This window comes from Rhodocytophaga aerolata, from assembly GCF_030503435.1.
Taxonomy (GTDB): Bacteria; Bacteroidota; Bacteroidia; order Cytophagales; family 172606-1; genus Rhodocytophaga; species Rhodocytophaga aerolata.
This window is the reverse complement of record NZ_JAUKPO010000003.1, coordinates 139939-163520: the sequence shown is the minus strand read 5'-3', so window position 1 is coordinate 163520 and position 23582 is coordinate 139939. Positions and strand designations below refer to the sequence as shown.

Below are 23582 nucleotides of genomic sequence, written 5' to 3'. Positions count from 1 at the left end.
AAGGAATTAAGTGAAATGTAAAAAAGTAGCCTAACTAGCTACTACCTTGTTTGATAACAAAATTAACAAGAAATTGTCTCAAAAAAATTCAATTTATCCAATCTTTAAATGCCGCTGCCTTTTCACGGCTAATGTCGAGTTCGTTAAATAGGGGAGATCTAAGTTTAACTATAATTTTTCCGTTAAATCCATGGCGAATATGATCTACTGAGTTAAGGTGGATGATGTATTGGCGGTTTGCCCTAAAAAATTGTGCTGGATTCAACTGTTGTTCTACTTCATCCATCGTATGAAAATCTGCAATCATCTTCTGATTGTCGTACGTTACCAGGTAAATTAACTCATCTTTAATGAAATAGGCAATCCGTTCGGCTGGTACAGGAACCAAGGTATTTTTATAATGAGCCATAAACCGCTCTTTGTATTTTTTAGCAGGTTGAGCACTAGTTAAGTCCTGCAAAAGGGATTGTATGTGGCTCTGTAAATCAAAAGGCTGATTTATCTGTTTTATTTTCTTAAATTTTTCTAAAGCTACCTTTAGTTCAGTCCGGTCAATTGGCTTAAGCAAATAATCTATACTATTTACTTTAAATGCTTGAATGGCATACTCATTATAGGCAGTCGTAAAAATTACCGGACACTCTAGCTTTACATGGGTGAACAATTCAAAACTAACGCCATCCGAAAGCTGAATATCCATAAAAAGTAAATCTGGTTCCGGCTGTTTGCTGAACCAATCACGGGCGGCTGCCAAACCCGGCAATATAGCAACTACCTCTATTGTAGAATCAAGCTGTTGAATAAGTTTTTGTAAATCTTTGGCAGCTAAAAGTTCATCTTCTATAATGACGGTTCTCATAGGGTAATTACTGTTTTCAAAAGAGGATTTATTCAACTGGAAGGCTAAAATACATCTATTCCTATTCGTATGTTTGCCATCATAACAAAGGAATTTTTACTTCAAAGAATAACTCGTTTTCTAGGATTTCTACCTGATTTTTGGATAAAAAGCTGTAGAGTGTTTTCATGTTTTCTAACCCCAATTTGTTAGAAGTTTCAATAATACTTTTCCTCTGCAAATTATTTTTTATATGCAGGTACGAGTCCGCAGTAAACATATGAATAGTCAAGGGATTCTGTTCATTAACGATATTATGCTTAATAGCATTTTCAATCAATATCTGCAAAGTAACTGGTACTATTTGCTGGCTTCTGTCGTTTGGAGGTATGTTAATCAATATCCGCAGGCTTTCATGGAATCTGGTCTGGAGCAATGATACATAATTTTCAATGAAGGTAAGCTCTGTTTCCAGGCTTACCAGCTCTTTGTCTTTGTTTTGCAGCACGTAGCGGAATACTTTGGAGAGCTGCTGTAAAAAATCAGACGCCAGCTGCTGATTTTCAAAAATCAGACTATTCAGGGAGGTAAGGCTGTTGAACAAAAAGTGCGGATTAAGCTGGTTTTTTAAGTTGTCAAATTGTACCAAAGCTCTTTCCTTCTGTAGACGTTCGTTTTTAATAATAACTTTTTTCCATTCCTGGAAAAAATACGCGCCAACCGATCCTCCATTCACAGCTAAAATTAGCAGCGTTACTATAACATACGCCAAGGTCTGCAGTATTTTGTCGATAGAAAACGGGAAAAAATCTATCAGGAAAAAAAGTAGCAACGATATATAGATATACATGCATACCAGGCCTATACATACCTGCAAAATTATCCGGCGGACTACTCCCTGCTTATATGGCATGTATCTATTTAATACTGAATCTATAAATTCCAGCATAGTCCAGATAATGGTAATGGAGATTACAGAAATGATAAATATAGTTAGCTGTAGCTGCCAGCCAAATTCTGGAAATAGAATAAGCCGCGCAGTTAATGATATAGTGGCTAACAGTAGTATTCCCACATATTTAATATTCAGCTTATTAATCAGCCGTATGAGTGGGTAGTTCATTTCCATAGTAAATTATTCTAAAATCCGGAGGTTATAATGCCATCATGCGCTGTACCTGAATATAGTTAATTACGCTGATACAATCTGGCCATCGTTCATCTCAATAATGCGGTCGGTGTTCTGGGCAAACTCTGTATCGTGTGTTACCGCAATTATTGTCTGATGGTACGTTTGAGCAAGTTCCCGGAAAATATCAAAAACATTGTGAGTATTTACTGAATCCAGATTGCCAGTAGGTTCATCTCCCATAATAATAGTAGGGTCGTTAATTAAGGCTCTGGCTATGGCTACCCGTTGCTGCTGCCCGCCAGATAGTTTATTTGTAGGCTTTAAGGCCTGATCGTGCATGCCCAATAACTCTAGTTTCCGGTAGGCTCTTTCTTCAATTTCTTTCTTCGGATACTTACCCAATTTCAGTGCTGGAATCATCACATTCTGCAAAGCCGTAAATTCAGGAAGCAAGTAGTGAAATTGAAAAACAAAGCCTATATGCTCGTTGCGGAAGCGGGCCAGTTCGTTCTGGGTTTTACCGGTAATCATTTCTCCATTCATTTCTAAGGTGCCCTCGTAATCCGTATCCATGGTAGAAAGCACATACAATAATGTAGATTTGCCACAGCCAGACTTACCTACTAGAGAAAGAAACTCGCCTTTATTCACTGTAAAAGTAATGTCTTTCAACACCTGAAATTTTTGCGGTTCATAAAAATATTTAGTGATGTGCCGGGCTCTTAGGACTACACTTTTAGCGGCGACCGTGCCTGCTTCATATTGTTCCTCTAGTGTATGCATAATCTGTAAAGTTTGTTGACTCTATTTTCCCCTGATTATTTCCACCGGATCGATCTTAGAAGCTTTTCTGGAAGGTAAATAACCAGATAAAGCAGTAGTAAGCATACCAAATAGCAAAGCCACTATATAATAATACGGATCAAAGTTAACAGGCAAATGATCCATGTTAATAAAGGCATCTGCTTTGAAGGGCACTTTGGATACAGCATACGACAATATAAAACCTAGGAGCAAGCCAACCATTCCTCCTGCTATACCTATTGTAACAGCCTGCACCATAAATATGCTAGTGATGTCTTTCCCTGAGAAGCCAGTAGCTTTCAAAATAGCTATATCTTTCATTTTCTCATAAATAGTCATGTTCAGGATATTATATATACCAAAGCCGGCTACCGTTAAAATGGTGAAAACCACTGCATAAGTAATAAAATTACGCAAGGTAAAACTAAGTAGAATAGTAGCATTGGCTGTTTCCCAGTCTTCGGCTTTGTAACCAAATATAGATTGGTAAGAAGCTGCCACACCTTTTGCCTGGTTCAGATCTTTCAACTTTATATTTATATCTGTTATGTAGCGGTTGTCTTCCTGCAAAATCTTCTGGACGGTGGCCAGGGTTGCGTAGCTTTTAGTATCATCTATCTGTACAATGCCTGTCCGCATAATTCCTACAATATTCAGCAAAAGCCGCACACCTTCCGGCGTTGTAATACTTACTTTGTCGCCTTCCTGGGCATTGAGTTTTCTTGCCAAGCCGGCTCCCATGATAATTCCGTTATTTGCTGAAAGCAGGTTTTCTATTCTTCCTTGGATCATTTTATCCCTAATGTTAAATAGTTTGTCTTCAGCCATAATGTCTACACCAGTAATAAGTCCGCTGATTTGCTGTGACCCATAGTTATAGAAAACCTGTGAGTTAGCTAGCGGCGAAATACCCAGTACCCGGTTATCTGCCTGTATGGTGCGTACAATCTGGAATCCATCTTTCAGATTTTGTTTTTCCTTTTTTGGTTTCTGGTGATGCACTACCGTGAGTATGGGAGTATTCCTATAATATTCGTCCAGTATAGAGGGCCGGTCTGTTTCTATGTCATTAAATATGCGGATATGAGGGGTATTTGTTAGGGTAGTTTCTTCCAATAATTTATTCACGCCAGTCATAAAACTGACCATAAATATGAACATAGAAATACCAAAGGTAACACCTAAGGCGGCTACTACTGTCTGTTTAGGCCTGGAGAGTAAGTGGGTTTTGGCAATCTGAAATAGCAAAGAGGTGTTCATAAGACCTGTAAGAGGAATAGACTAATAATTCATCACTAACACTGAATTTGTATCAAGCCCGGATAGAATTTCCACATACTCAAAATTTTCAATGCCCTTCGTAATTTTCACGAGTTGAGCATCGCCTTCTTTTTCTATCATCACACTATCTTGTCCTATTAAATAGGTTTTGGGAATAGTTAAGGCTTTCTCTTTTTGCTGAATAATAATATTGGCCTCCACTGTTAACCCTGCATAGAGCCGCGGTACGTCCTCCTCAAATCGGGCATCTACCCTGAAACTTTGGTCACGTTCGTTAAGCATGGGATAAATTTTAGTGACCTTGGCTTTGAATACCTGATTTTTATAGGTGTCAATTTTTACTAATACTTGTTGTCCTTTTTTTATGCGGTTAATGTCCAGTTCATCTACCGTTAATTTGAGGTAAACTTGTGAGGGGTCGCCAAGCAGGGCAATGGGCTCTGTGGGTTTTACTACCTCTCCGGTTTCTTTGTATACTTCGTATATAATTCCATTGATATGGCTTTTAATGGCATAATCGGCATTCTGCTCTACACTGAGTTTATATTGAGTTTCTGCATTCTGTGCTTCTAACTGCAACTGTGTGCGGGTTTTCTCATACCGGTTCATCAAGGAAAGGTATTCATTTTTAGAAGTCTGGTAAGCTAACGTAGCCCTATCATAATCTATCCGGGAAGTCGCTTTGCCCTCCACTAAATTTTTGTAGCGTATATGATTGATGGAGTCGTTTTGCCAGCGGGCTTTTGCACTAGCCAACGTTGCCTCCATTTCCTGAAGCACTGGTGATGTCTGTACGGCATTGCGCTGAGCAATGCGGTATTGTTCTAATGCATTTCTGGACCGGATGTTTTGTTTATCATTTTGTAGTTCAAACAGTATCTGCCCAACAGTTACCGTATCGCCTACATCGGCTACTTTTCTAAGCAGTACCCCATCTGTTTGTGCAAATACCTTATACTCATTGTTGGGCAACAAATTACCTGAAGCATATACTGCTTCTGTCAGAAGTTTATATGCTGGTTTAGCGGTTTGCTTTTTATTTGTACAATTCTGCAAAAGCAATAAACCGGCTATGCTTACATGGAAGAGTAGGATTTTCATAGAAATATGCACTGATAAAGCTATACGTTTGATGCAATAGCTTTTATACAAAGGAAATATGTCTCAATGGGTTAACCAATTTAAAGTAAGCGAAGCGTAAAAAATGAATAAGGAAGTGGCAGTTACACATACTTAGATGCATTATAGTAAACTACCTATCAGCTTAATAAAGGGTTTTAACTGCCAAGCACGTACAGATACAAGAATCCATAGAGCTGAACGTATGAAAATAGCAGTTTATAAACAGATATAGCGTAAATTGCACTAGAAAAGAAAAGTAGCATGCGGTTAAACCTCCGGCATTATATTCGTGTTCAGCAAGGGGCCTACAAAAAAACAATCAAACGGATGTGGTTGAGCTTTATGGCTTTATGGCTGATGCTGGCTATTTATATCTTTTCAGTAAGTATAGACCTGTTTGGGTTATTTGGCCCTTTGCCAAGTTTTAAGTTACTGGACAATCCGCGCAACGATTTGGCTTCTGAAGTATATTCATCGGATGGGGTACTGATGGGCAAATATTTCCGGGAAAACCGCACGCCTGTTGCCTATGAAGAAATATCGTCAAATGTAATTAATGCCTTGATTGCAACAGAAGATGCCCGCTTTGAGAAGCACTCCGGCGTGGATTTTCGCAGTTTAGGGCGAGTGTTGTTTAAATCTATTTTATTGCTTCAAGAGGATGAAGGCGGAGGCAGTACCATTACCCAGCAGCTCGCTAAAAACTTATACAAACTTCGCGAAGAAGAAAATGCCGGATTGCTTGACAGAGTTCCCTTAGTAAATACTCTTATTATTAAAACAAAAGAATGGATAACCGCCATTAATCTGGAAGAAAACTATACCAAAAAAGAAATTATAACGCTGTATCTCAACACAGTAGATTTTGGCAGCAATGCCTATGGAATAAGGTCGGCTGCCAAAACATTTTTCAAAAAAACACCTAGTGAGCTGAGTGTACCTGAGGCGGCTCTTTTAATCGGTATGCTTAATAATCCGGTAATTTTCAATCCTGTAAATTATCCAGCCAATGCACGTAACCGGAGAAATATAGTGCTAAGTAAAATGGAAAAATATGGGTATCTGCCTCATACTCAATATACCGCTTTTATTCATAGCTCTGTTAAGTTAAATTATGAGGTAGAAAATCAAACCCAGGGGGTAGCCACCTATTTCAGAGGGTACATCATGAACGAACTACTTAAATGGGCCAAGGAACATGACAAAGACCTGTTTGCTGATGGATTAAAAATCCATACCACTATTGATTACCGGATGCAGCAGTATGCAGAGGAGGTTCTTCAGGAGCACATGCAACTATTACAGAAAAAATTTTTTGAGCATTGGAAAGGCCGTAATCCGTGGGTGAACAAAAATATGCAGGAAATAGAGGGCTATATAGAGAGAACCGCCGCACGTTCTTCCAGATATAAAGCCTTACAGGAAAAGTATACTGAGCACCCCGACTCTGTAGATATTGTGATGCGTACACCTGTGCCTATGCGTGTTTTTTCATGGGAAGGAGAAATAGATACAGTTATGAGTCCAATGGATTCTATCAGATACTATAAGCATTTTTTACATACAGGAATGATGGCTATGGACCCTAATACCGGCCATGTAAAAGTTTGGGTAGGCGGTATTAATTATAAGCATTTTCAATATGACCATGTAAAGCAAGGCAGACGGCAACCCGGTTCGGTATTTAAACCTTTCATTTATGCAGCAGCTATAGACCATGCCGGCTATGCACCCTGCGATCAGTTTCTGGATATTTCTCCTGTTTTTCCGGAATTTGGTAACTGGATGGCCAGAAACTATAGCCGGACGTATAGCGACAGTTTATTAACCTTACGGGAAGCAATGGCTCAATCGAAAAATACCGTTCCGGCTTACCTAATCAAGCAGATGGGTGTAACTACTGTCATTGATTACATACGGCAGCTAGGGATTACTAGTTCCATACGCCCATGGCCTTCAATAGGGTTAGGGACAGAGGCTGTTTCTGTATACGAGATGGTGGGAGCTTACAGTACCTTTGTTAACCAGGGTGTGTGGACTAAACCTATCTACATTACCCGTATAGAAGACCGCAATGGAAATGTAGTTGAAGAATTTTCAGTAGAAACCAAAGAAGTATTAAGCGAAGAAAAAGCGTATCTGATGCTACATATGTTAAAAGGCTCTTTACAGGAAAGAGGGGGCACATCCATGGGCTTATATCAATACGACGCTACCCGCAATAATGAAGTAGGCGCCAAAACAGGCACAAGTCAGCGGTATGCTGATGGATGGTTCATAGGTGTTACCAGAGATCTGGCGGCTGGTGTATGGGTAGGCGGAGATGATATGAGTATTCATTTCAGAGATGCAGAAGGGCTGGGTTCCCGTACAGCGCTACCTTACTGGGGCAAATTCATGGATAAGGTGTATGCAGACACTACTTTATCAGTGAAAAAAGGTACTTTCAAAAAACCCGCTAAGTTATCTGTGACCTTAGACTGCAACCGGTATCAGAAAGCTATATTAATAAAAGATTCGGCTAGCCAATACATCCGGCCAAAGTTAGACAGTTTAGCAGAAGATGAAGATATTTTATAAATACACGAATAGTGCAGAAATACAGTGGCTTTACTGGCTTAATTTTTTAAGTTACTCTTTATGTAAAACATAATTTTTTGCCTTCTAACTATAACCTATTCCCAGTTTTGAATGAAAGCATATTTACAATTAATGCGGCCTGCCAATATTATTACTGCCATTGCTGATATTATGGCAGGCTTTGCAGTAGCCGTGCAATCCGGTATAACACTGGATGTAGAAAGAAAAGGCTTAGACCTCACTAAAATAGCGTACACGTATGGTATACAAGCTTCTGCTGATTACAGAGATTTGCTTTTGCTGGCTTTTTCTACCATAGGCTTATATGGAGGAGGCGTAGTTTTTAATGATGTATTTGATGCAGGCTTGGATGCCATAGAACGCCCGGAAAGGCCTATCCCTAGCGGCCGTGCCACCCTTACTGGTGCAATTAGTTTAGGAAGTATATTGTTGCTTATAGGCATTGCGGCCGCCTTTGTTGTATCAGTAACAAGTGGTACTATAGCCATTGCTATAGCTATTTTAGCTCTGTCATATAATAAATTTGGTAAACATCATGCCATTCTCGGGCCAATCAATATGGGAGCGTGCAGAGGTGGTAATTTGCTGCTGGGCGTAAGTGCTACGTTTGGGGCAGTAGAGCAGTACTGGTTTATTGCGTTTATTCCTATTATTTACATTGCCGCCATTACCACCATTAGCCGGGGAGAAGTGCATGGTGGAAATAGCGGTGCGCTGTATCTGGCTTTTGCTTTATATACTATTGTAATTGGAAGTATTATTATTCTTACCACTCAAAGCAAAACTACTTTTTGGCAAGTAGTACCTTTTTTAATTTTATTTGCTTTTCTTATATTTCCGCCTTTATATAAAGCATCGCAGGACCGGAAACCTCAAAATATTGGCAAGGCGGTGAAAGCAGGTATCATTGCGCTTATCGTGATGGATGCTGCGTTGGCTGCAGGATTTGCCGGGTGGGTATATGCCTTATTTATTCTAGCTTTACTTCCTGTTTCCCGTTTCTTAGCCCGCACCTTTGCCGTAACGTAAACAAATAGTTATGTCCTGGTATACAGTCGCTAAGCTTAAATAATTTGCAGGTTACTATAGACCAAGCTCAGTTTGTTTGTATATTAGTAGATGGTAGTAAACTTGCCAAGTGTTGGTAAAACCGTAGAATGTTTTAACCGTAACAATATTCAATTCCAGGCAAAGGGTCTTGCAGCGTAGAGTTCCGGATGGCGTAGCTAATTATACTGTATAGAGTAGAACACTTGAGCCAAGTAAAATGACCGGCCAAAAGGCCCCTATCCCATAAATCAAAAGTGTAAAAATTTTCCTGTCACATGCATACCTTCTGGTGTTTAGGTTATAAATACATTGGCGAGGCGCATTCCACTGCAGCCAAATTATCGGATATTAATAAAACTATTTTTTGTTTGGCAGGTTATGTATAGAGCTCTAGAATATTTGCTGGTGAGGCACTTATCGCATATAATTATTTGAAGATAATTTCAAATGATGATTTATCTTATTATATTATGTGATTAAAATGGAACAAACTGACACAATAGTAATATGAAAACCACTTTGACATTTTTAATTATCTTATTGACTTTTACGGTGTTTTCCGCATGTATGCGACGTGACCGTTACTTAGTGGAATCGGATTATAGTTTCCGTGCGGATTTTAAGAAATACAAATCTTTTTGCATGGCTTCTAATATGCAGGTAGACGGAGATTCCAGTATGAGTAATCCTATTATAGAAAAGGAAATAAGAAACAGGCTCGAGTTACATGGATATAAAATGACCCAGAAAAAACCAAGCCTGCTAGTGTTCCATAAAATTTATTACAAAGATTTTAAATTTCAAGGATACAATCAGCCGGAAGTAAATAAAGATAACTGGATACCCAAAGAAGAGCTAACGGAAGAAGAAGGATACGACCCTGTGAAATATCAGTTGAGAGAAGGTACTTTATTAATACAGTTGGTGGATACAAAACGTGATATTACTGTATGGCAAGGCTATGCTTCAGGTGTATTTGATGAAAGAGCATTAAATAATGAGAGATACCTGCGCAGAGCTGTACGGTCTATCTTCGATAAATATGGTTTTTTTGCTGACGGATTTTTAGTAAACGAACGCAATACCAATAATTAACTATACTCACAGACACTATGAGAGCCAGGAATTATCTGCCTGGCTCTCATAGTGTCTGTGAGTATATAAGCTATTTCTATCAATACCTACTATTGGACAAATAACTAAAAATCTTCCAATAACTTTTTTACTGTGATCTTATTTATTTTTTATAATATACTTATCATGTCTTATCAAAATAAGTATTCCAATTCCAGAAAATAAGGTTGACTATTAACCTTTTTTTATCATATTTACACACTCAAGCGTATGTTCAGACTTGGATTTTAAAATTAATGGCTAATTCTGTTAAGATTGTATTAGCTGATGACCACCCTTTGTTTGCTGAAGGTATAGCCATGCTATTAAATTCTATACCTGGGATAGAGGTCGTGGGCATAGCAAATAATGGAAGAGAGGTATTACAACTATTACAAAAAGAGCCTTGCGACCTAGCTTTGTTAGATGTGCATATGCCAGGTATGGATGGAATAGAAACTTCTCGTCACATAAAGAAAACATATCCCCATATACAGATTGTAGCACTTACAATGGAGGATAATGCTACTATAGTTGAAAAAATGACCAACGCTGGTGCTTCAGGCTATGTATTGAAAACAGCCGATAAGCATACGTTGCATCAGGCTATTCTTAAAGCGATACAACAGACCCCTGCCAACAATATTAAACAGATAGCAAACAAATTACATCCTCCTGAAAATAACCATACCACAGCTAACCTGGATGCACAGTTTCATAGCCTGACTAGCCGTGAAATAGAAATACTGCATTTGATTGCTCAGGGTTACTCTACACCACAGATAGCCGACAAACTAGTTATCAGTCCGAAGACAGTAGAGACGCATAGAAAAAATATGTTAAAAAAGGTGAAAGTGAAGAATATTATGGGTTTAGTAAATTATGGCATTCAACGTGGAATTATCAAGTTGAAGCCTTGACGCATAGCTAGTTACTCCTTTAGGCTAGTTGCCTGATGAAAATTGTTAATTTTAATTTGTTCTACTTTTAATTTAGTGTGTTACCAATGAAATTACTAACTTCCTACAAAGAGCATATCTTTTATGCAGTATTGCTTCTGTTGTCTCTTTCACTGCTGAGTTTTCTCACTACCTAAAGTTAGGTAAATACAAAAGCCCTTCTTTCCGGAAGGGCTTTTGTATGATAATTACATGTATTATTAATGTATGAGCCTGAATAATCGGTTCCAGCGGATTTTTTCTAACATTCCTGCATTGGGATCTACTGACAGCCAGATAATAAATGCTTTGCCTACAATATGATCTTCGGGTACAAAACCCCAGAAACGCGAATCCAATGAGTTATGACGGTTATCACCCATCATAAAATAATAATTTTGCTTAAATGTATAATTGGTAACAAGTTTATTATCAATGTACAATTGATCTTCCTGTACTTTTACATTTTCATTGCTTTCATATTGCCGGATGAGTTCTTCATATAAGAGAATATTGTTAGAATCCATTTTAACAGTCATGCCTTCCTTAGGTACAATCAAGGGTCCAAAAAAATCTTCGTTCCAGTCGAATTTAGATGAATTAGGGAACACCCTTGGGTCTCCTTCATTTGGGTTACGTTTCGTTAAAATCATTTCCTTAACAAAACTTAATTCCTTTATCACTTTTGCTGTTTCCGGAGTAGTTAGTACAATATACCCGCCTTGTACCGCTTGATATTCTGTAATATCATACTTGTTAAAAATCCGGTCGTTAACTGAATTATCGGTCACTAAAAAATAGCGGAACTGCATTTTCTCAGGATTTTCCGCAGGTTTATCATTCACATATACCTGCAGGTCGCGCACCTCAATTTTATCACCTGGAATTCCTACGGCACGTTTAATATAGTTAGTTTTTAGATCTGTAGGATAAGCCTCCGCCTGGCCGGGTTCCCGGGGTGGAAAGTTGAACACGACTACATCGTTGTTTTTTACTTTAGAGAGCCCTGGAAGCCGGTACTGCGGCAGTTGTATCCAGTCGAGATAAGAAGGAATCTCTGTTCCCCAGATCTTCTGGTGAGTAAGTGGTACCTGGAGAGGCGTTTTAGGTGTACGTGCACCATAATGAATTTTACTCACAAACAGGAAATCGCCTACCAGCAACGACTTTTCCATAGATGGGGTAGGAATAGTAAAAGCTTCCATAATTAACCATCGGATAAGGGTAGCAGCCACCACAGCGAATACAACGGCATCTATCCACTCACGGGTCTTTGACTTAGGCTTTCTAGCCTGTTTAGCGCTTTTTGGTTCTTTCGACAAAACATTCATTAGAATAAGAGATATGTATTATTATATAGTCAACAGACTAGATTTATAGAGTTTGAAAATTAGAATTCCATCATGTCTTCCATGCCAAACACCCCCACTTTGCGCGGCAACCATTCAGCGGCCACTACTGCACCTAAGGCAAACCCTTCGCGGCTATGGGCAATGTGTTTTATTTCTATGCTATCCACTTGGGAGTCGTATTTAACTAAGTGGGTGCCAGGTACCTGCGGCTCTCTTTTTGAAACAATAGATAGCTGAGATAGTTCATGTGCAGAAGCATTTACCCAACTTGTTTTGGTTTTAATATGATCTATCACATCTTTTGCTAAAGTAAGAGCAGTACCGCTTGGTGCATCTTTCTTCTCTGTATGGTGTGTTTCTTCAATAGCAACATTGTATGTAGGATAACGGCTCATTACTTTGGCAAGTACACGGTTTACATGAAAAAATACATTTACTCCCAAGCTATAATTAGACGCATAAAAGAAAGCGCCTTTTTTTTGTAAACAAATACTATCTATTTCTGATTTTCTGTCGAGCCAGCCGGTAGAGCCGCTTACCACTGGTATATTGTTATTCAAGCAAAAAAGAAGGTTAGCCACAGCAGCCTCGGGTCCACTAAACTCTATAGCTACATCTATTTCAGTTGGGTTAATCGTATGCAGGTCTTCTACATTATTAAGATCTATTTTATGCGCAATCTGGTGTCCACGGCTTATTGCCACTTTTTCTATCTCTTTGCCCATTTTTCCATAGCCTAATAATAATATATTCATGTGTTGCAAGTGTTTTTAGTTTTCCGGATACTATATGAGTATGCTAAAGGTAATTCTTTTATTTATTTTATATTAAATCTGATAGACATTCCAGCAATCGGCTGCTGCAGATAAGGGCTAGGCAATAAATCTGGCTGTATACGCATCGTGAGATCTTTGCCCAGGTCGAACGTTTTGAGATGCGCTGTTACATTAGCATCCGCAATATTTAATACATAGAGTAAGCCAGCCAGAATTACATTTAGGTCCCGGTAGCGCCGATATGTATCTTTTGCCCGCTTCAAAACTTCAAGGCTAATGGGTTCCCCGTTCTCATACTTTACTGGCTCATCAAACCCGTTCTCAATAGCTGTTCTTTGATTTATGTACCGGTCACGCCACAGTATGTATTTCTGATTATTATCTATTAGCAAATACCCTATAATACCAGCACCAGTGTATAAGATAGGAATTTTCCAGTAGGATTTTGTATATGCCTGGCCTAACCCAGGTAAAGCAGCCGACATTAATGTAGCTTTTCTGGGAGAAAGCTTATTAGGTTGTATAGTTATTTCACTGGTCGTACTTAGTGGAGCTAACGTATCAGTTTGGGCATATACTTTTGGTATATAGAAGCTTACTAAATACAAAAAAAACAGAAGCGTACGTACAATCATGCAACTACATATTCAGCAATTCGAGAATTCTGTTTAGATCTTCTTCAGAAGTAAAGGGAATCTTGATTTCACCTTTGTTATTCTCACTTGTTTTTATATTAACTTTCGTGCCAAAATGTGTAGAGAGCTTAGATTGGATTTGATTGAACTCATAGTTTAATGCGTAAGCAGATTTTTTGTCCTTGCTGGCAGACGTTTTGTTGGATAACTCACGCACCATTTCTTCTACTTTCCTCACAGAGAGGTCTTCATCTATTATTTTATTAAAAATAGCCAGCTTGGTTTCTACATTTTCAATATTAATAATAGCTCTGGCATGGCCCATACTAATCCTATTATCCCGTAGGGCTACTTGTATTTCTGGTGGAAGTTTTAACAGGCGGATATAATTGTTAACCGTTGTCCGGTTTTTGCCTACCCTTTCTCCCAGCTCATCTTGCTTAAGGTCACATTCTGATATTAGACGCTGATAACTTAAGGCAATCTCTATAGCATTTAAATTTTCCCGCTGAATGTTTTCAATCAACGCCATTTCTAACATCTGCTGGTCGTTGGCAGTGCGTACGTAGGCAGGAATTGTTTTGAGTCCGGCTATTTTTGAGGCTTGCAACCGGCGTTCGCCAGATATAAGCTGGTAGTGGTTATGATCAAGCTGACGTACAGTAATAGGTTGTATAATGCCTTGTACTCTAATAGATTCCGCTAACTCCTGAAGAGCCGCAGCATCAAAATATGTACGGGGCTGAAAAGGGTTTACTTCAATTGTTTCTACATCGATTTCACTCATTGTATTCAACGCCTCCAATCCTCCCAGCTTTTCATTGTTTACCACGTCTGAATCCTGAAGAAGTGCGCCAAGCCCTCTGCCTAATGCATTTCTTTTCTTGGGTAACTTATTATTGGTATTATTATTCATGTGTATTATAAAACTAAGTTGAGTGGACAGAAATAACTCCGGTGGTTCCGTAAAATTCTGCCAGATATTAAAGATACAATAATAAAGCGTATAGTATACTGTATAACAAGCAAAAGCTTTAGATTCCGTTGGGTTCCATCATACCGTTTTTAGTCAAAATCTCCCTGGCCAGATTTAAATAACTGATAGCCCCTTTGCTATCGGCATCATGTGCAATAGCTGGAACCCCGAAGCTGGGAGATTCACTTAAGCGTACATTCCTGGGGATAATTGTATTAAATACCATTTGCTGGAAGTGGGCATTTACTTCATCTACTACCTGATTAGAAAGCCTAACCCTCAAGTCATACATAGTAAGCAAAATGCCTTCTATTTCTAATTTTGTATTCAGCCTGGATTGGATAATCTTAATGGTGTTCAGCAATTTGCCTAGGCCTTCCAGGGCAAAGTATTCACATTGTACAGGAATAATAACGGAATCGGCAGCAGTAAGGCTATTAATTGTAATTAAACCCAGGGAAGGAGAACAATCAATAATAATAAAATCGTAGTCAGATTTTATTTCCTTTAAGGCTTCTCTCATTTTTTCTTCCCGGCTTCTAAGATTGATCATTTCAACCTCCGCACCTACCAGATCAATATGGGAAGGTAACAAGTCCAGATAATCAATGTCCGATTTTATAATGATATCCCGGGCCAGAACGCCGTCTACCATGCATTCATAGATACTGTTTTCAATCTCTTTCGGATTGAACCCCAGACCTGAGGTAGAGTTAGCCTGAGGGTCTGCATCTACTATAAGTGTTTTATATTCCAAAGCTGCCAGACTTGCGGCCAGATTTATTGTGGTGGTGGTTTTACCAACGCCTCCTTTCTGGTTGGCAATCGCTATAATTTTACCCATATTTTCCGGAAATAAACTATCACTTTTATACACTATTACTCCCTGCCTGCATAAAGGTATATTGTAGGAATGGCTATAGTTTTACAAGTGAATTACTATTTATTTGTTGTTTATAAGCTGAGTCCTATGTAAGGATATGATTAAACTATTTTAAAATTACATCTTTTAAGAGAATCTGCGTCAATCAATTTAAAAGAGTATAGCAGGTTTATTCAAAATTACAGTTTTTAACTGGGTTTCTCTTACTCATTCTGTAAATATCATCTGCCACTGTCCAATAAACCCCTTGTTTGCAGATTTTTATTTGCCCTCAGTTGCTATTCTTCTATAAACTGCTATTTTGCATAGCAACTCTAGCCATTCACAAAATAATTTAAAATTTTTCAAAAGCTACAATTACAACCAGCATTATCAGTCTTAACTGTCTGAATTCAATATGTTACTCTTATGTAAGATAGTATTTGCAGAAGGCAGATGTTTCAAAGTAATCGTATGTATTTCCTCTAATAGAGGATAGAGAAACAGATTATAAGATGTATGTAATTGCTAATCAATTGTTTTTTTTGTTCTGAAAATTCGTCAATATTTAAACTCAAATTTTGATTGCAAAGATAAATGTTTAATTGAAAAAATTGTAGAAAATTATGTTAAGACAATTTACTGTGTTATTTGCTCTTGTAGCTTTGCTCTCATCCTGTGGAGGGGATAGCGATAAAAGAGAGAATAATGAAGCCAAAAAAGTATTCAGATACAACCAGGCTGAAGGCCTTACCTCTCTGGACCCTGCTTTTGCACGCAACCAGGCAAATATCTGGGCGGCGAATCAGATCTACAATGGACTTTTTGAGTTAGACCATCACCTAAATGTGGTACCCTGCTTAGTAGATACCTGGAACGCTTCAGAAGATAATAAAACGTATACATTTCACATCAGGAAAGGCATCCATTTTCATGACAGTGAAGTATTTCCGGATGGGAAAGGAAGAGAGTTAAAAGCAGAAGATTTTGTTTATAGCTTTAAAAGAATTCTAGACCCAGCTACTTCCAGCACTGGTGCCTGGATTTTTAATGACAAAATCCTTAAAAATGTGGATGGCAGTGTTTCTGATACATCTTTCAAAGCAGTGGATGATTATACGCTTAAAATATATCTGAATAAGCCTTTTCCTCCAATATTGCAGATTTTAAGTATGCCTTACACGTATGTGGTTCCTAAAGAAGCCGTAGAAAAGTATGGTAAAGATTTCAGAACAAAACCAGTAGGAACAGGTCCTTTTACTTTCAAACAATGGACTGAAAACGAAAGCTTAACATTGCTGAGAAATAACAACTATTGGCGAAAAGATGCTTCCGGAAATAATTTGCCTTATCTGGATGCTGTGCAGGTATCGTTTATCTCAGATAAAAATCAGGCATTCAGAACATTTGAGCAAGGAAAATTAGATTTTGTTTCTGGTATTGAAGAAGCTTCCAGAGATCTAGTGTTGAACCGCGATGGCTCGGTGAAAAAAGAATTTGCAGCCAAATACCAGGTTAGTAAAGTCCCTTACCTGAACACTGAGTACCTTGGATTTCAGATGGACCCTTCTTTGTATAAAGATAAAAAGCATCCTTTCCTAGATAGACGTGTAAGACAGGCTATGAATTATGCAATTAATAAAGTAGAACTAGTAGGCTTTTTAAGAAACAAATTAGGTATACCTGGTGTATCGGGTATGGTGCCAGTAGTACTTCCGTCGTTTGATAGCACAAAAGTAAAAGGATATACATACAATCTTGAAAAGGCTCAGCAGTTATTGAAAGAAGCAGGGTATCCACAAGGAAAAGGTTTCCCAGAAGTTACCTTAAACTCTAATAACCTTCATAATGAGCTTTGCGAATATTTGCAGAAACAGTGGTCTAGCTTAGGTATTAACGTAAAAATTGATATCAATAATAACTCTACGCATCAGGAACTAGTAGATAATGGCAGAGTGCATTTGTTTAGAGCTTCCTGGTTAGGCGATTATCCGGATGCAGAAAATTATTTGTCAATGTTCTATAGCAAGAATATGTCTCCGGCAGGTCCAAACAAAACCCGTTTCAAAAATGAGAAGTTTGATGAGTTGTTTGAAAAAGCCCAGGTAGTGGATAATGATCCTTTTGATAGATATGAAATGTACAATCTAATGGATCAAATTGTAATGACCGAAGCGCCTGTAATAGTTTTATATTATGATGAAGTGCTTCGGATGGCTCAGCCTAATGTAACAGGCTTAGAAGCTAACCCAATGAATAATCTAAGTTTAGAAAGAGTAGATTTTAAATCTACTGTAACTACAGCAGCAGTACAGTAAATAACATAATTTAACAAAGAAAGAGGCAAGGTTCGCAAAGAATCTTGCCTCTTTCTTTGTATGTAACTACGTATTCAATGTATTAACTCACTTATAAAAAGCTGATAAGTAAAGCAATTTCAGAATTTGCTACAGAAATGATAAGTAAGTTTAGCAATAAATGAATAAATAAATCAATACTAGTCTCCTTATAAAATATAGTAGGAAAATTTGTTTGTCTTTATATGTATTTTTTATATTTGATTCATGATAAAATTTAAGTTCCTCACACCCAAGGATAATGTAGGCGTTGTTAAGGCTACTGTACACAAAACAGGAAAAATGGGTTTCTCAACAGGTGCTATAAAAGTGCTGGGCTTAGAGAAGAACAAATATTTTAAACTGGCAGTTAATGACGAAGATGAAAAGGATAGTAATTTATACCTGATTGTGGCAAAAGAAGCAGATGCTGATACATTTGTAACAAACAAAGCCGGTGCTTACTACTATTTAAAAGTAAAACACATTTTAGATGAACTAGGTATAGATTATAAAAGCGAAACAGTAATTTTTGATATACGTGAAGTAAAGGAAGCAGATATAAAATGCTATAAGTTAAGTCGAAGAAAAGCTACCAGCAAAAAATAGCTGCTAATACTAATAACATGATTGTAAATATACTTTGAACTCAACTAGGCCAGATATAGAAACAAAAAACCCGCATAAATCTATGCGGGTTTTTTGTTGATTGGAGGAAAATTATTTTCTGTTTTCTACTTCTTCGTAGTCTACATCCGTTACATCATCCTTACCTCCAGTATTGTTAGCAGTTCCGCCACCATCGGTAGGGCCGGCATTAGTCGGACCACCTGCAGCTCCGGCAGCATTATACATCTCCTGAGAAGCATTTTGCCATGCAGTATTCAGTGTGTTCATTGCTGAATCAATTCCTGCAAAATCTTTTGCACCATGAGCTTTTCTTAAGTCGGCTAGTGCACTTTCTATCGCAGTTTTGTTTCCGGCAGAAAGCTTATCTCCATATTCTTTCAATTGTTTTTCTGTCTGGAAGATTAAGGAGTCGGCTGTATTAAACTTATCAATACGTTCTTTTTCTTCTCTATCTGCCTGCTCGTTGGCTTTAGCTTCATTACGCATTTTCTCAATTTCAGCATCTGTCAAGCCAGAAGAAGCCTCAATTCTGATTTTCTGTTCTTTGCCAGTACCTTTATCTTTTGCAGATACATGTAATATACCATTGGCATCAATGTCAAAGGTTACTTCAATTTGAGGTACGCCTCTTGGGGCCGGTGGAATACCATCCAGGTGGAAACGTCCGATAGTACGGTTGTCTCTGGCCATTGCCCGCTCGCCCTGAAGTACATGTATTTCTACAGACGGCTGATTATCAGAAGCTGTGGAGAAAGTTTCAGATTTCTTAGTAGGAATAGTTGTATTCGATTCTATCAGTTTAGTAAATACGCCACCCATAGTTTCAATACCTAAAGAAAGCGGAGTTACATCTAGCAACAATACATCTTTTACCTCACCTGTTAATACACCACCTTGAATAGCAGCACCAACAGCCACCACTTCATCTGGGTTTACTCCTTTAGATGGTTTCTTACCGAAGAATTTTTCTACTTCTTCCTGTATTCTAGGAATACGGGTAGAGCCACCAACCAAGATTACTTCATCTATATCGGAATTGCTCATTCCGGCATTTTTCATTGCCCGGCGGCATGGTTCGAGTGTACGCTTAATCAAATCATCGCACAATTGCTCAAATTTAGCGCGGCTCAGCGACTTCACTAAGTGTTGAGGAATACCATCTACCGGCATAATATATGGCAGGTTTATCTCTGTCTGTGTAGAACTTGAAAGTTCTATTTTAGCTTTTTCAGCAGCTTCTTTCAAGCGTTGCAAAGCCATTGGATCTTTACGCAAATCGATGCGATGATCATTCAAGAATTCCTGTGCCAGCCAGTCGATGATTTTCTGGTCAAAGTCATCACCGCCTAAGTGAGTATCGCCATCGGTAGATTTTACTTCGAACACTCCATCACCTAACTCCAAAATAGAAATATCAAATGTACCGCCACCAAGGTCAAATACGGCAATTTTCATTTCCTTGCCTTTCTTGTCCATACCATACGCTAAAGCAGCGGCTGTAGGCTCGTTGATGATACGTTTTACATCTAAACCTGCAATCTGGCCGGCCTCTTTCGTAGCCTGACGTTCAGCATCATTAAAGTAGGCAGGTACAGTAATAACAGCTTCTGTTACAGTAGTTCCTAAGTAATCTTCAGCAGTAGATTTCATCTTCTGAAGAATCATCGCTGAAATTTCCTGAGGAGTATATAAACGGTCGCCAATCTTTACACGGGGCGTGTCATTGGTGCCCTTTTCAACAGTATAAGCTATATTTCTTAGTTCATTAGACACTTCAGAGTATTTTCTACCCATAAAGCGTTTGATAGATTGTATAGTATTTCTAGGATTAGTCACTGCCTGACGCTTGGCAGGATCGCCCACCTTCCGCTCCCCATTATCTAAAAATGCAACAATGGATGGGGTCACCCTTCTACCCTCGCTGTTAGGAATTACAACAGGCTCGTTTCCTTCCATTACAGCCACGCAAGAGTTGGTAGTACCCAAGTCAATTCCAATAATTTTTCCCATGATTTATTGAGTTTTAAGTTCTAAATGCTTTATTTAATCATACGTGATAAGTACTATTGGTGTTTATCAAGGGTTGTGCCAAGGGTGAATAATTGTTGTTTAGGTGACATTCTGTCAGTGCGAATGGATTTGCTGTACTTAACAGCCGTAGTATACTTAATACTCGCACGGAGGATAGATATAGAAGAAATTATAAAATAGCCAGTTTATATTACTCATAAAAGTAACTTTCCAAAGAGCGAAGCATCTGCACAAAGTTTATCTCATTTTGGCATTTCCTCAGTAAACGGCTATCCTGCAATAGGCTGATAAATAGATGTGAAATTTAACACAGCTTTGCTTTAGATACGTTGTATAGGCACTCTTTAAGCTATATTTTCCCTATTTTAACTGCTTATATTTAGAGAAGAATTTGAGCTACAATCAGTATTTGCAAGCAGCTTATCTTTCATTCATCAAAGGGCGATACTTTATTGTAAATAGCTATAGGCTTTCTGCCAGGTAGATAAATAAAAGTTCTGACAAATTTTTCGTAGTAAAATGACAAAATGCTACTATAAATTACAATAGCATACCTCCACAACACCATAACACAATTTGAGTGTATCCATTTTGAATTAACTTGCATAGCTATATAAGTAGACTATAACACAGCCAGACGGTGAGCAGCGCAATAGTTGGTAGGCAACAGCTGTGAATTTTTTAAAATAGAGCTATTCCAGAGGAAAATATCATATCCACAGACTATGCAGGAAATTGAAATAGCAGAGTTAAGAAAGTTGACAGAAGTAATTAAGGAAAAATATAACTATGATTTTTCCAACTATGCTATGTCTTCCTTTAAAAGACGCATACAGAGAATACTAGAAATGTATAAACTGGCCTCCGTAGATGTGCTGATTAAAAAGCTTACCGAGGAGCCAAGATTTTTCAAAGAATTCGTTTCAGAAGTTACTGTCAATGTAACGGAGATGTTCAGAGATCCTTCTTTCTGGCGGGAGTTGAGGGACCATATTTTGCCAAATATCATGTTGAACCACAACAACATCAGTATCTGGCATGCCGGGTGTTCTTCGGGTGAAGAGGTTTTTTCAATGGCCATTGTACTCAAGGAGATGGGTATTCTTGATAAAACCAAAATAGTAGCCACTGACATTGATACAGATATTCTTCAAAAAGCAAGGTCAGGTGTGTATTCCATGAAGAATATGGAGCTTAACCAAAAGAACTACCTACGTTTTCAAGGAACCACCACTCTGGAAAAATATTATAAGGAAGAAAATGGGAAAGCCATTATGGATAAATCTCTGGTAGAGCATGTATCCTTCAGGGAACATAACCTGGTAGCTAGTATGGCCTTTTCCAAATTTGACCTTATTCTGTGCAGAAATGTAATGATTTATTTTAATCAGGCTCTACAAAACAATGTTCTCAAGATGTTTCACGAAAGCTTATTCAAATATGGATATCTGATCGTGGGTTCAAAGGAGTCGTTGATATGGTGTGAAATTGCTAATAAGTTCATCGTCGCTAACAACGAAGAAAAGATTTATAAGAAGATTAAAGATTAAGCGGTTGAAGAATATTCACTTCTATGTAAGCAAGATACATGAGTCAGTTCAAATTAAATAATCAATATAAAGCTATAGTAATAGGAGGGTCAGCTGGAAGTTTTCAGGTGATTAGTAAAATACTGTCTAATCTGCCCAAAGACTTTGAATTACCTATTATTATGTGCTTACATAGACTGAAACATGTAAGGCATGGCTTTGTGGAAGCTTTAAATATTAAAAGCAATATTTCACTTTATGAGCCTGAAGACAAAGATTCCATTAAAAAGGGCAAAATATATCTGGCTCCGGCTAACTATCATCTGTGTATTGAGCTTGGAAATCATTTTTCTTTATCTACCGAAGAAATGGTAAATAATTCAAGACCCTCAATAGATATAACTCTGGAAACAGCCGCCTATGTATACAAAAACAAGCTGATTGGCATTTTGTTGACCGGAGCTAATAAAGATGGGGCTATGGGAATGAAAAAGATTAAAGACCGGGGAGGTTTAACTATTGTACAGGAACCCAGCGAGTGTATGATTGATACCATGCCAGTAGCAGCAATAAAGCTTACGCAAATTGACCATGTGCTCACCGTTTCCCAGATTATTGCTTTTTTACAGGAACTAGATAAAGTGTACAAACAAAGTACATAAAAATAACATCGCATAAACCCTATAACAACAGGGATTTATTCATTGCTTACATAACTGAACAATATGAACTCATTTTACAAAAAGCTAGGTAATATAGCAGTTATTCTTTTTCTACTAGGTATTGTTGGCGTAACTTATTATTTATATCAAGCTTCTGCACAAATAACAGGTGCCTTACAAATCCGCGAGAGTCAACAGATTGAGTTAGTTGAACAAACAGTAAAGCCTATTTTTATGGTTGTAGGCATAGAAATTTTTCTAGGCGTATCAGCTGTTCTGTTCCTGTTGCTGAACAGGCAAAATACAGCTGTGCATCTGCATCAGCATGAAGATATAAAAACTGACTTTTCTTCACAGCATTCCCATACAGAGGTAGTTGCAATCGATAAAAGAGTAAAATCGATTCAAAATAAACTTGATTTAGCGATACCGGATGCAACTGTTAAACTAGAAAAAGTACTTAGCAACATTTGTAATGAGTTGGAAGCTTGCCAGGGAGCCATTTTTCAAGCCAAGCATAAAGATGCAAAACGTGTAGTAGAAATGTGTGCCAGCTATGCTTATTTCATGGCTGAAAGCAAATCTATTCAGTATGAGTTTGGCGAAGGGCTAACCGGACAAGTAGCTAAAGAAGGAAAGCTTATTAATATTAGCACAGTTCCTGATGGGTATGTAACCATTATTTCAGGCTTAGGCAATTCTTCTCCTAAACATTTAATAATAGCACCTATTTTATCAGAAAATACAGTTATAGGTGTAATTGAAGTAGCCTCCTTTAAACCTTTTACAAAATCTGATGAAGATTTTTTTGACCAGATTTCTCCTTTGCTGGTAGAACTACTGGCCGCTCAGCCTCAAGAAGAAATATTAGCCTAATTATAAATCATAGAGAATACCGGAAGTTTGATACTTAA

Annotated in this window: 20 protein-coding genes; 9 read left to right on the top strand and 11 right to left on the bottom strand. The window is 38.0% G+C overall.

Features of this window, described 5'->3' with window-relative positions; genetic code table 11:
- Positions 1 to 88 precede the first annotated feature (88 nt).
- The 5 genes from Q0590_RS07520 to Q0590_RS07500 all read right to left on the bottom strand — a co-directional run bounded on the left by Q0590_RS07520 (position 89) and on the right by Q0590_RS07500 (position 5156).
- Entirely contained in the window at positions 89 to 859 is a 771-nt protein-coding gene (locus Q0590_RS07520) for a LytR/AlgR family response regulator transcription factor (RefSeq protein ID WP_302036895.1), read from the bottom strand.
- A gap of 79 nt (positions 860 to 938) precedes the next feature.
- Positions 939 to 1961 (bottom strand): sensor histidine kinase, encoded by a 1023-nt coding sequence (locus Q0590_RS07515; protein ID WP_302036894.1) that lies wholly within the window; start codon positions 1959 to 1961, stop codon positions 939 to 941.
- A gap of 69 nt (positions 1962 to 2030) precedes the next feature.
- On the bottom strand, positions 2031 to 2753 hold the full coding sequence (locus Q0590_RS07510) for an ABC transporter ATP-binding protein (protein WP_302036893.1): 723 nt from the start codon (positions 2751 to 2753) through the stop codon (positions 2031 to 2033).
- A 21-nt stretch (positions 2754 to 2774) separates the two neighbouring features.
- Entirely contained in the window at positions 2775 to 4034 is a 1260-nt protein-coding gene (locus tag Q0590_RS07505; protein WP_302036892.1) for an ABC transporter permease, read from the bottom strand.
- A gap of 21 nt (positions 4035 to 4055) precedes the next feature.
- Entirely contained in the window at positions 4056 to 5156 is a 1101-nt protein-coding gene (locus Q0590_RS07500; protein ID WP_302036891.1) for an efflux RND transporter periplasmic adaptor subunit, read from the bottom strand.
- 282 nt (positions 5157 to 5438) lie between these two features.
- Here Q0590_RS07500 and Q0590_RS07495 point away from each other — a divergent pair, with 282 nt between their 5' ends.
- The 4 genes from Q0590_RS07495 to Q0590_RS07480 all read left to right on the top strand — a co-directional run bounded on the left by Q0590_RS07495 (position 5439) and on the right by Q0590_RS07480 (position 10861).
- A complete protein-coding gene (locus Q0590_RS07495) occupies positions 5439 to 7757 on the top strand; it encodes a transglycosylase domain-containing protein (protein ID WP_302036890.1) in 2319 nt (772 codons plus the stop codon).
- A 111-nt stretch (positions 7758 to 7868) separates the two neighbouring features.
- Positions 7869 to 8807: a UbiA-like protein EboC gene (gene eboC / locus Q0590_RS07490; RefSeq protein ID WP_302036889.1), complete on the top strand. Its 939-nt coding sequence runs from the start codon at positions 7869 to 7871 to the stop codon at positions 8805 to 8807.
- A 528-nt stretch (positions 8808 to 9335) separates the two neighbouring features.
- Entirely contained in the window at positions 9336 to 9923 is a 588-nt protein-coding gene (locus tag Q0590_RS07485) for a DUF4136 domain-containing protein (RefSeq protein ID WP_302036888.1), read from the top strand.
- Positions 9924 to 10198: 275 nt separating this feature from the next.
- A complete protein-coding gene (locus tag Q0590_RS07480; RefSeq protein WP_302036887.1) occupies positions 10199 to 10861 on the top strand; it encodes a response regulator transcription factor in 663 nt (220 codons plus the stop codon).
- A 239-nt stretch (positions 10862 to 11100) separates the two neighbouring features.
- Here Q0590_RS07480 and lepB read toward each other — a convergent pair whose 3' ends face one another.
- From lepB to Q0590_RS07455, 5 genes are all read right to left on the bottom strand, one after another.
- Positions 11101 to 12210, bottom strand: coding sequence for a signal peptidase I (gene lepB, locus Q0590_RS07475; protein WP_302036886.1), 1110 nt, complete (start codon positions 12208 to 12210; stop codon positions 11101 to 11103).
- A 59-nt stretch (positions 12211 to 12269) separates the two neighbouring features.
- Positions 12270 to 12986, bottom strand: coding sequence for a 4-hydroxy-tetrahydrodipicolinate reductase (dapB, locus tag Q0590_RS07470; RefSeq protein WP_302036885.1), 717 nt, complete (start codon positions 12984 to 12986; stop codon positions 12270 to 12272).
- A gap of 62 nt (positions 12987 to 13048) precedes the next feature.
- The gene (locus Q0590_RS07465; RefSeq protein WP_302036884.1) at positions 13049 to 13642 is read right to left on the bottom strand and encodes a DUF5683 domain-containing protein; all 594 of its coding nucleotides are present in this window, start codon (positions 13640 to 13642) and stop codon (positions 13049 to 13051) included.
- 4 nt (positions 13643 to 13646) lie between these two features.
- Entirely contained in the window at positions 13647 to 14558 is a 912-nt protein-coding gene (locus Q0590_RS07460) for a ParB/RepB/Spo0J family partition protein (RefSeq protein ID WP_302036883.1), read from the bottom strand.
- 118 nt (positions 14559 to 14676) lie between these two features.
- Positions 14677 to 15462, bottom strand: a complete 786-nt coding sequence (locus Q0590_RS07455; RefSeq protein ID WP_302036882.1) for a ParA family protein — start codon at positions 15460 to 15462, stop codon at positions 14677 to 14679.
- 644 nt (positions 15463 to 16106) lie between these two features.
- On the opposite strand from Q0590_RS07455, the gene Q0590_RS07450 reads away from it, so the two are divergent.
- Complete coding sequence (locus tag Q0590_RS07450) at positions 16107 to 17798, top strand: ABC transporter substrate-binding protein (protein WP_302036881.1); 1692 nt, start codon at positions 16107 to 16109, stop codon at positions 17796 to 17798.
- Positions 17799 to 18044: 246 nt separating this feature from the next.
- On the top strand, positions 18045 to 18425 hold the full coding sequence (locus Q0590_RS07445) for a hypothetical protein (RefSeq protein ID WP_302036880.1): 381 nt from the start codon (positions 18045 to 18047) through the stop codon (positions 18423 to 18425).
- 111 nt (positions 18426 to 18536) lie between these two features.
- Here Q0590_RS07445 and dnaK read toward each other — a convergent pair whose 3' ends face one another.
- Entirely contained in the window at positions 18537 to 20456 is a 1920-nt protein-coding gene (dnaK, locus tag Q0590_RS07440) for a molecular chaperone DnaK (RefSeq protein ID WP_302036879.1), read from the bottom strand.
- Positions 20457 to 21202: 746 nt separating this feature from the next.
- On the opposite strand from dnaK, the gene Q0590_RS07435 reads away from it, so the two are divergent.
- The 3 genes from Q0590_RS07435 to Q0590_RS07425 all read left to right on the top strand — a co-directional run bounded on the left by Q0590_RS07435 (position 21203) and on the right by Q0590_RS07425 (position 23544).
- A complete protein-coding gene (locus Q0590_RS07435) occupies positions 21203 to 22027 on the top strand; it encodes a CheR family methyltransferase (RefSeq protein WP_302036878.1) in 825 nt (274 codons plus the stop codon).
- 38 nt (positions 22028 to 22065) lie between these two features.
- Positions 22066 to 22668 (top strand): chemotaxis protein CheB, encoded by a 603-nt coding sequence (locus Q0590_RS07430; protein WP_302036877.1) that lies wholly within the window; start codon positions 22066 to 22068, stop codon positions 22666 to 22668.
- Between the two features lie 63 nt (positions 22669 to 22731).
- Positions 22732 to 23544 carry a GAF domain-containing protein gene (locus Q0590_RS07425; protein WP_302036876.1) on the top strand — a complete coding sequence of 271 codons (813 nt, stop codon included), beginning with the start codon at positions 22732 to 22734 and terminating at the stop codon, positions 23542 to 23544.
- The last annotated feature ends 38 nt before the right edge of the window (positions 23545 to 23582 follow it).

Coding starts and splice junctions, on each gene's coding strand:
- Q0590_RS07520 (WP_302036895.1), bottom strand. CDS start 859: ATGAGAACCGTCATTATAGAAGATGAACTTTTAGCTGCCAAAGATTTA.
- Q0590_RS07515 (WP_302036894.1), bottom strand. CDS start 1,961: ATGAACTACCCACTCATACGGCTGATTAATAAGCTGAATATTAAATAT.
- Q0590_RS07510 (WP_302036893.1), bottom strand. CDS start 2,753: ATGCATACACTAGAGGAACAATATGAAGCAGGCACGGTCGCCGCTAAA.
- Q0590_RS07505 (WP_302036892.1), bottom strand. CDS start 4,034: ATGAACACCTCTTTGCTATTTCAGATTGCCAAAACCCACTTACTCTCC.
- Q0590_RS07500 (WP_302036891.1), bottom strand. CDS start 5,156: ATGAAAATCCTACTCTTCCATGTAAGCATAGCCGGTTTATTGCTTTTG.
- Q0590_RS07495 (WP_302036890.1), top strand. CDS start 5,439: ATGCGGTTAAACCTCCGGCATTATATTCGTGTTCAGCAAGGGGCCTAC.
- eboC (WP_302036889.1), top strand. CDS start 7,869: ATGAAAGCATATTTACAATTAATGCGGCCTGCCAATATTATTACTGCC.
- Q0590_RS07485 (WP_302036888.1), top strand. CDS start 9,336: ATGAAAACCACTTTGACATTTTTAATTATCTTATTGACTTTTACGGTG.
- Q0590_RS07480 (WP_302036887.1), top strand. CDS start 10,199: ATGGCTAATTCTGTTAAGATTGTATTAGCTGATGACCACCCTTTGTTT.
- lepB (WP_302036886.1), bottom strand. CDS start 12,210: ATGAATGTTTTGTCGAAAGAACCAAAAAGCGCTAAACAGGCTAGAAAG.
- dapB (WP_302036885.1), bottom strand. CDS start 12,986: ATGAATATATTATTATTAGGCTATGGAAAAATGGGCAAAGAGATAGAA.
- Q0590_RS07465 (WP_302036884.1), bottom strand. CDS start 13,642: ATGATTGTACGTACGCTTCTGTTTTTTTTGTATTTAGTAAGCTTCTAT.
- Q0590_RS07460 (WP_302036883.1), bottom strand. CDS start 14,558: ATGAATAATAATACCAATAATAAGTTACCCAAGAAAAGAAATGCATTA.
- Q0590_RS07455 (WP_302036882.1), bottom strand. CDS start 15,462: ATGGGTAAAATTATAGCGATTGCCAACCAGAAAGGAGGCGTTGGTAAA.
- Q0590_RS07450 (WP_302036881.1), top strand. CDS start 16,107: ATGTTAAGACAATTTACTGTGTTATTTGCTCTTGTAGCTTTGCTCTCA.
- Q0590_RS07445 (WP_302036880.1), top strand. CDS start 18,045: ATGATAAAATTTAAGTTCCTCACACCCAAGGATAATGTAGGCGTTGTT.
- dnaK (WP_302036879.1), bottom strand. CDS start 20,456: ATGGGAAAAATTATTGGAATTGACTTGGGTACTACCAACTCTTGCGTG.
- Q0590_RS07435 (WP_302036878.1), top strand. CDS start 21,203: ATGCAGGAAATTGAAATAGCAGAGTTAAGAAAGTTGACAGAAGTAATT.
- Q0590_RS07430 (WP_302036877.1), top strand. CDS start 22,066: ATGAGTCAGTTCAAATTAAATAATCAATATAAAGCTATAGTAATAGGA.
- Q0590_RS07425 (WP_302036876.1), top strand. CDS start 22,732: ATGAACTCATTTTACAAAAAGCTAGGTAATATAGCAGTTATTCTTTTT.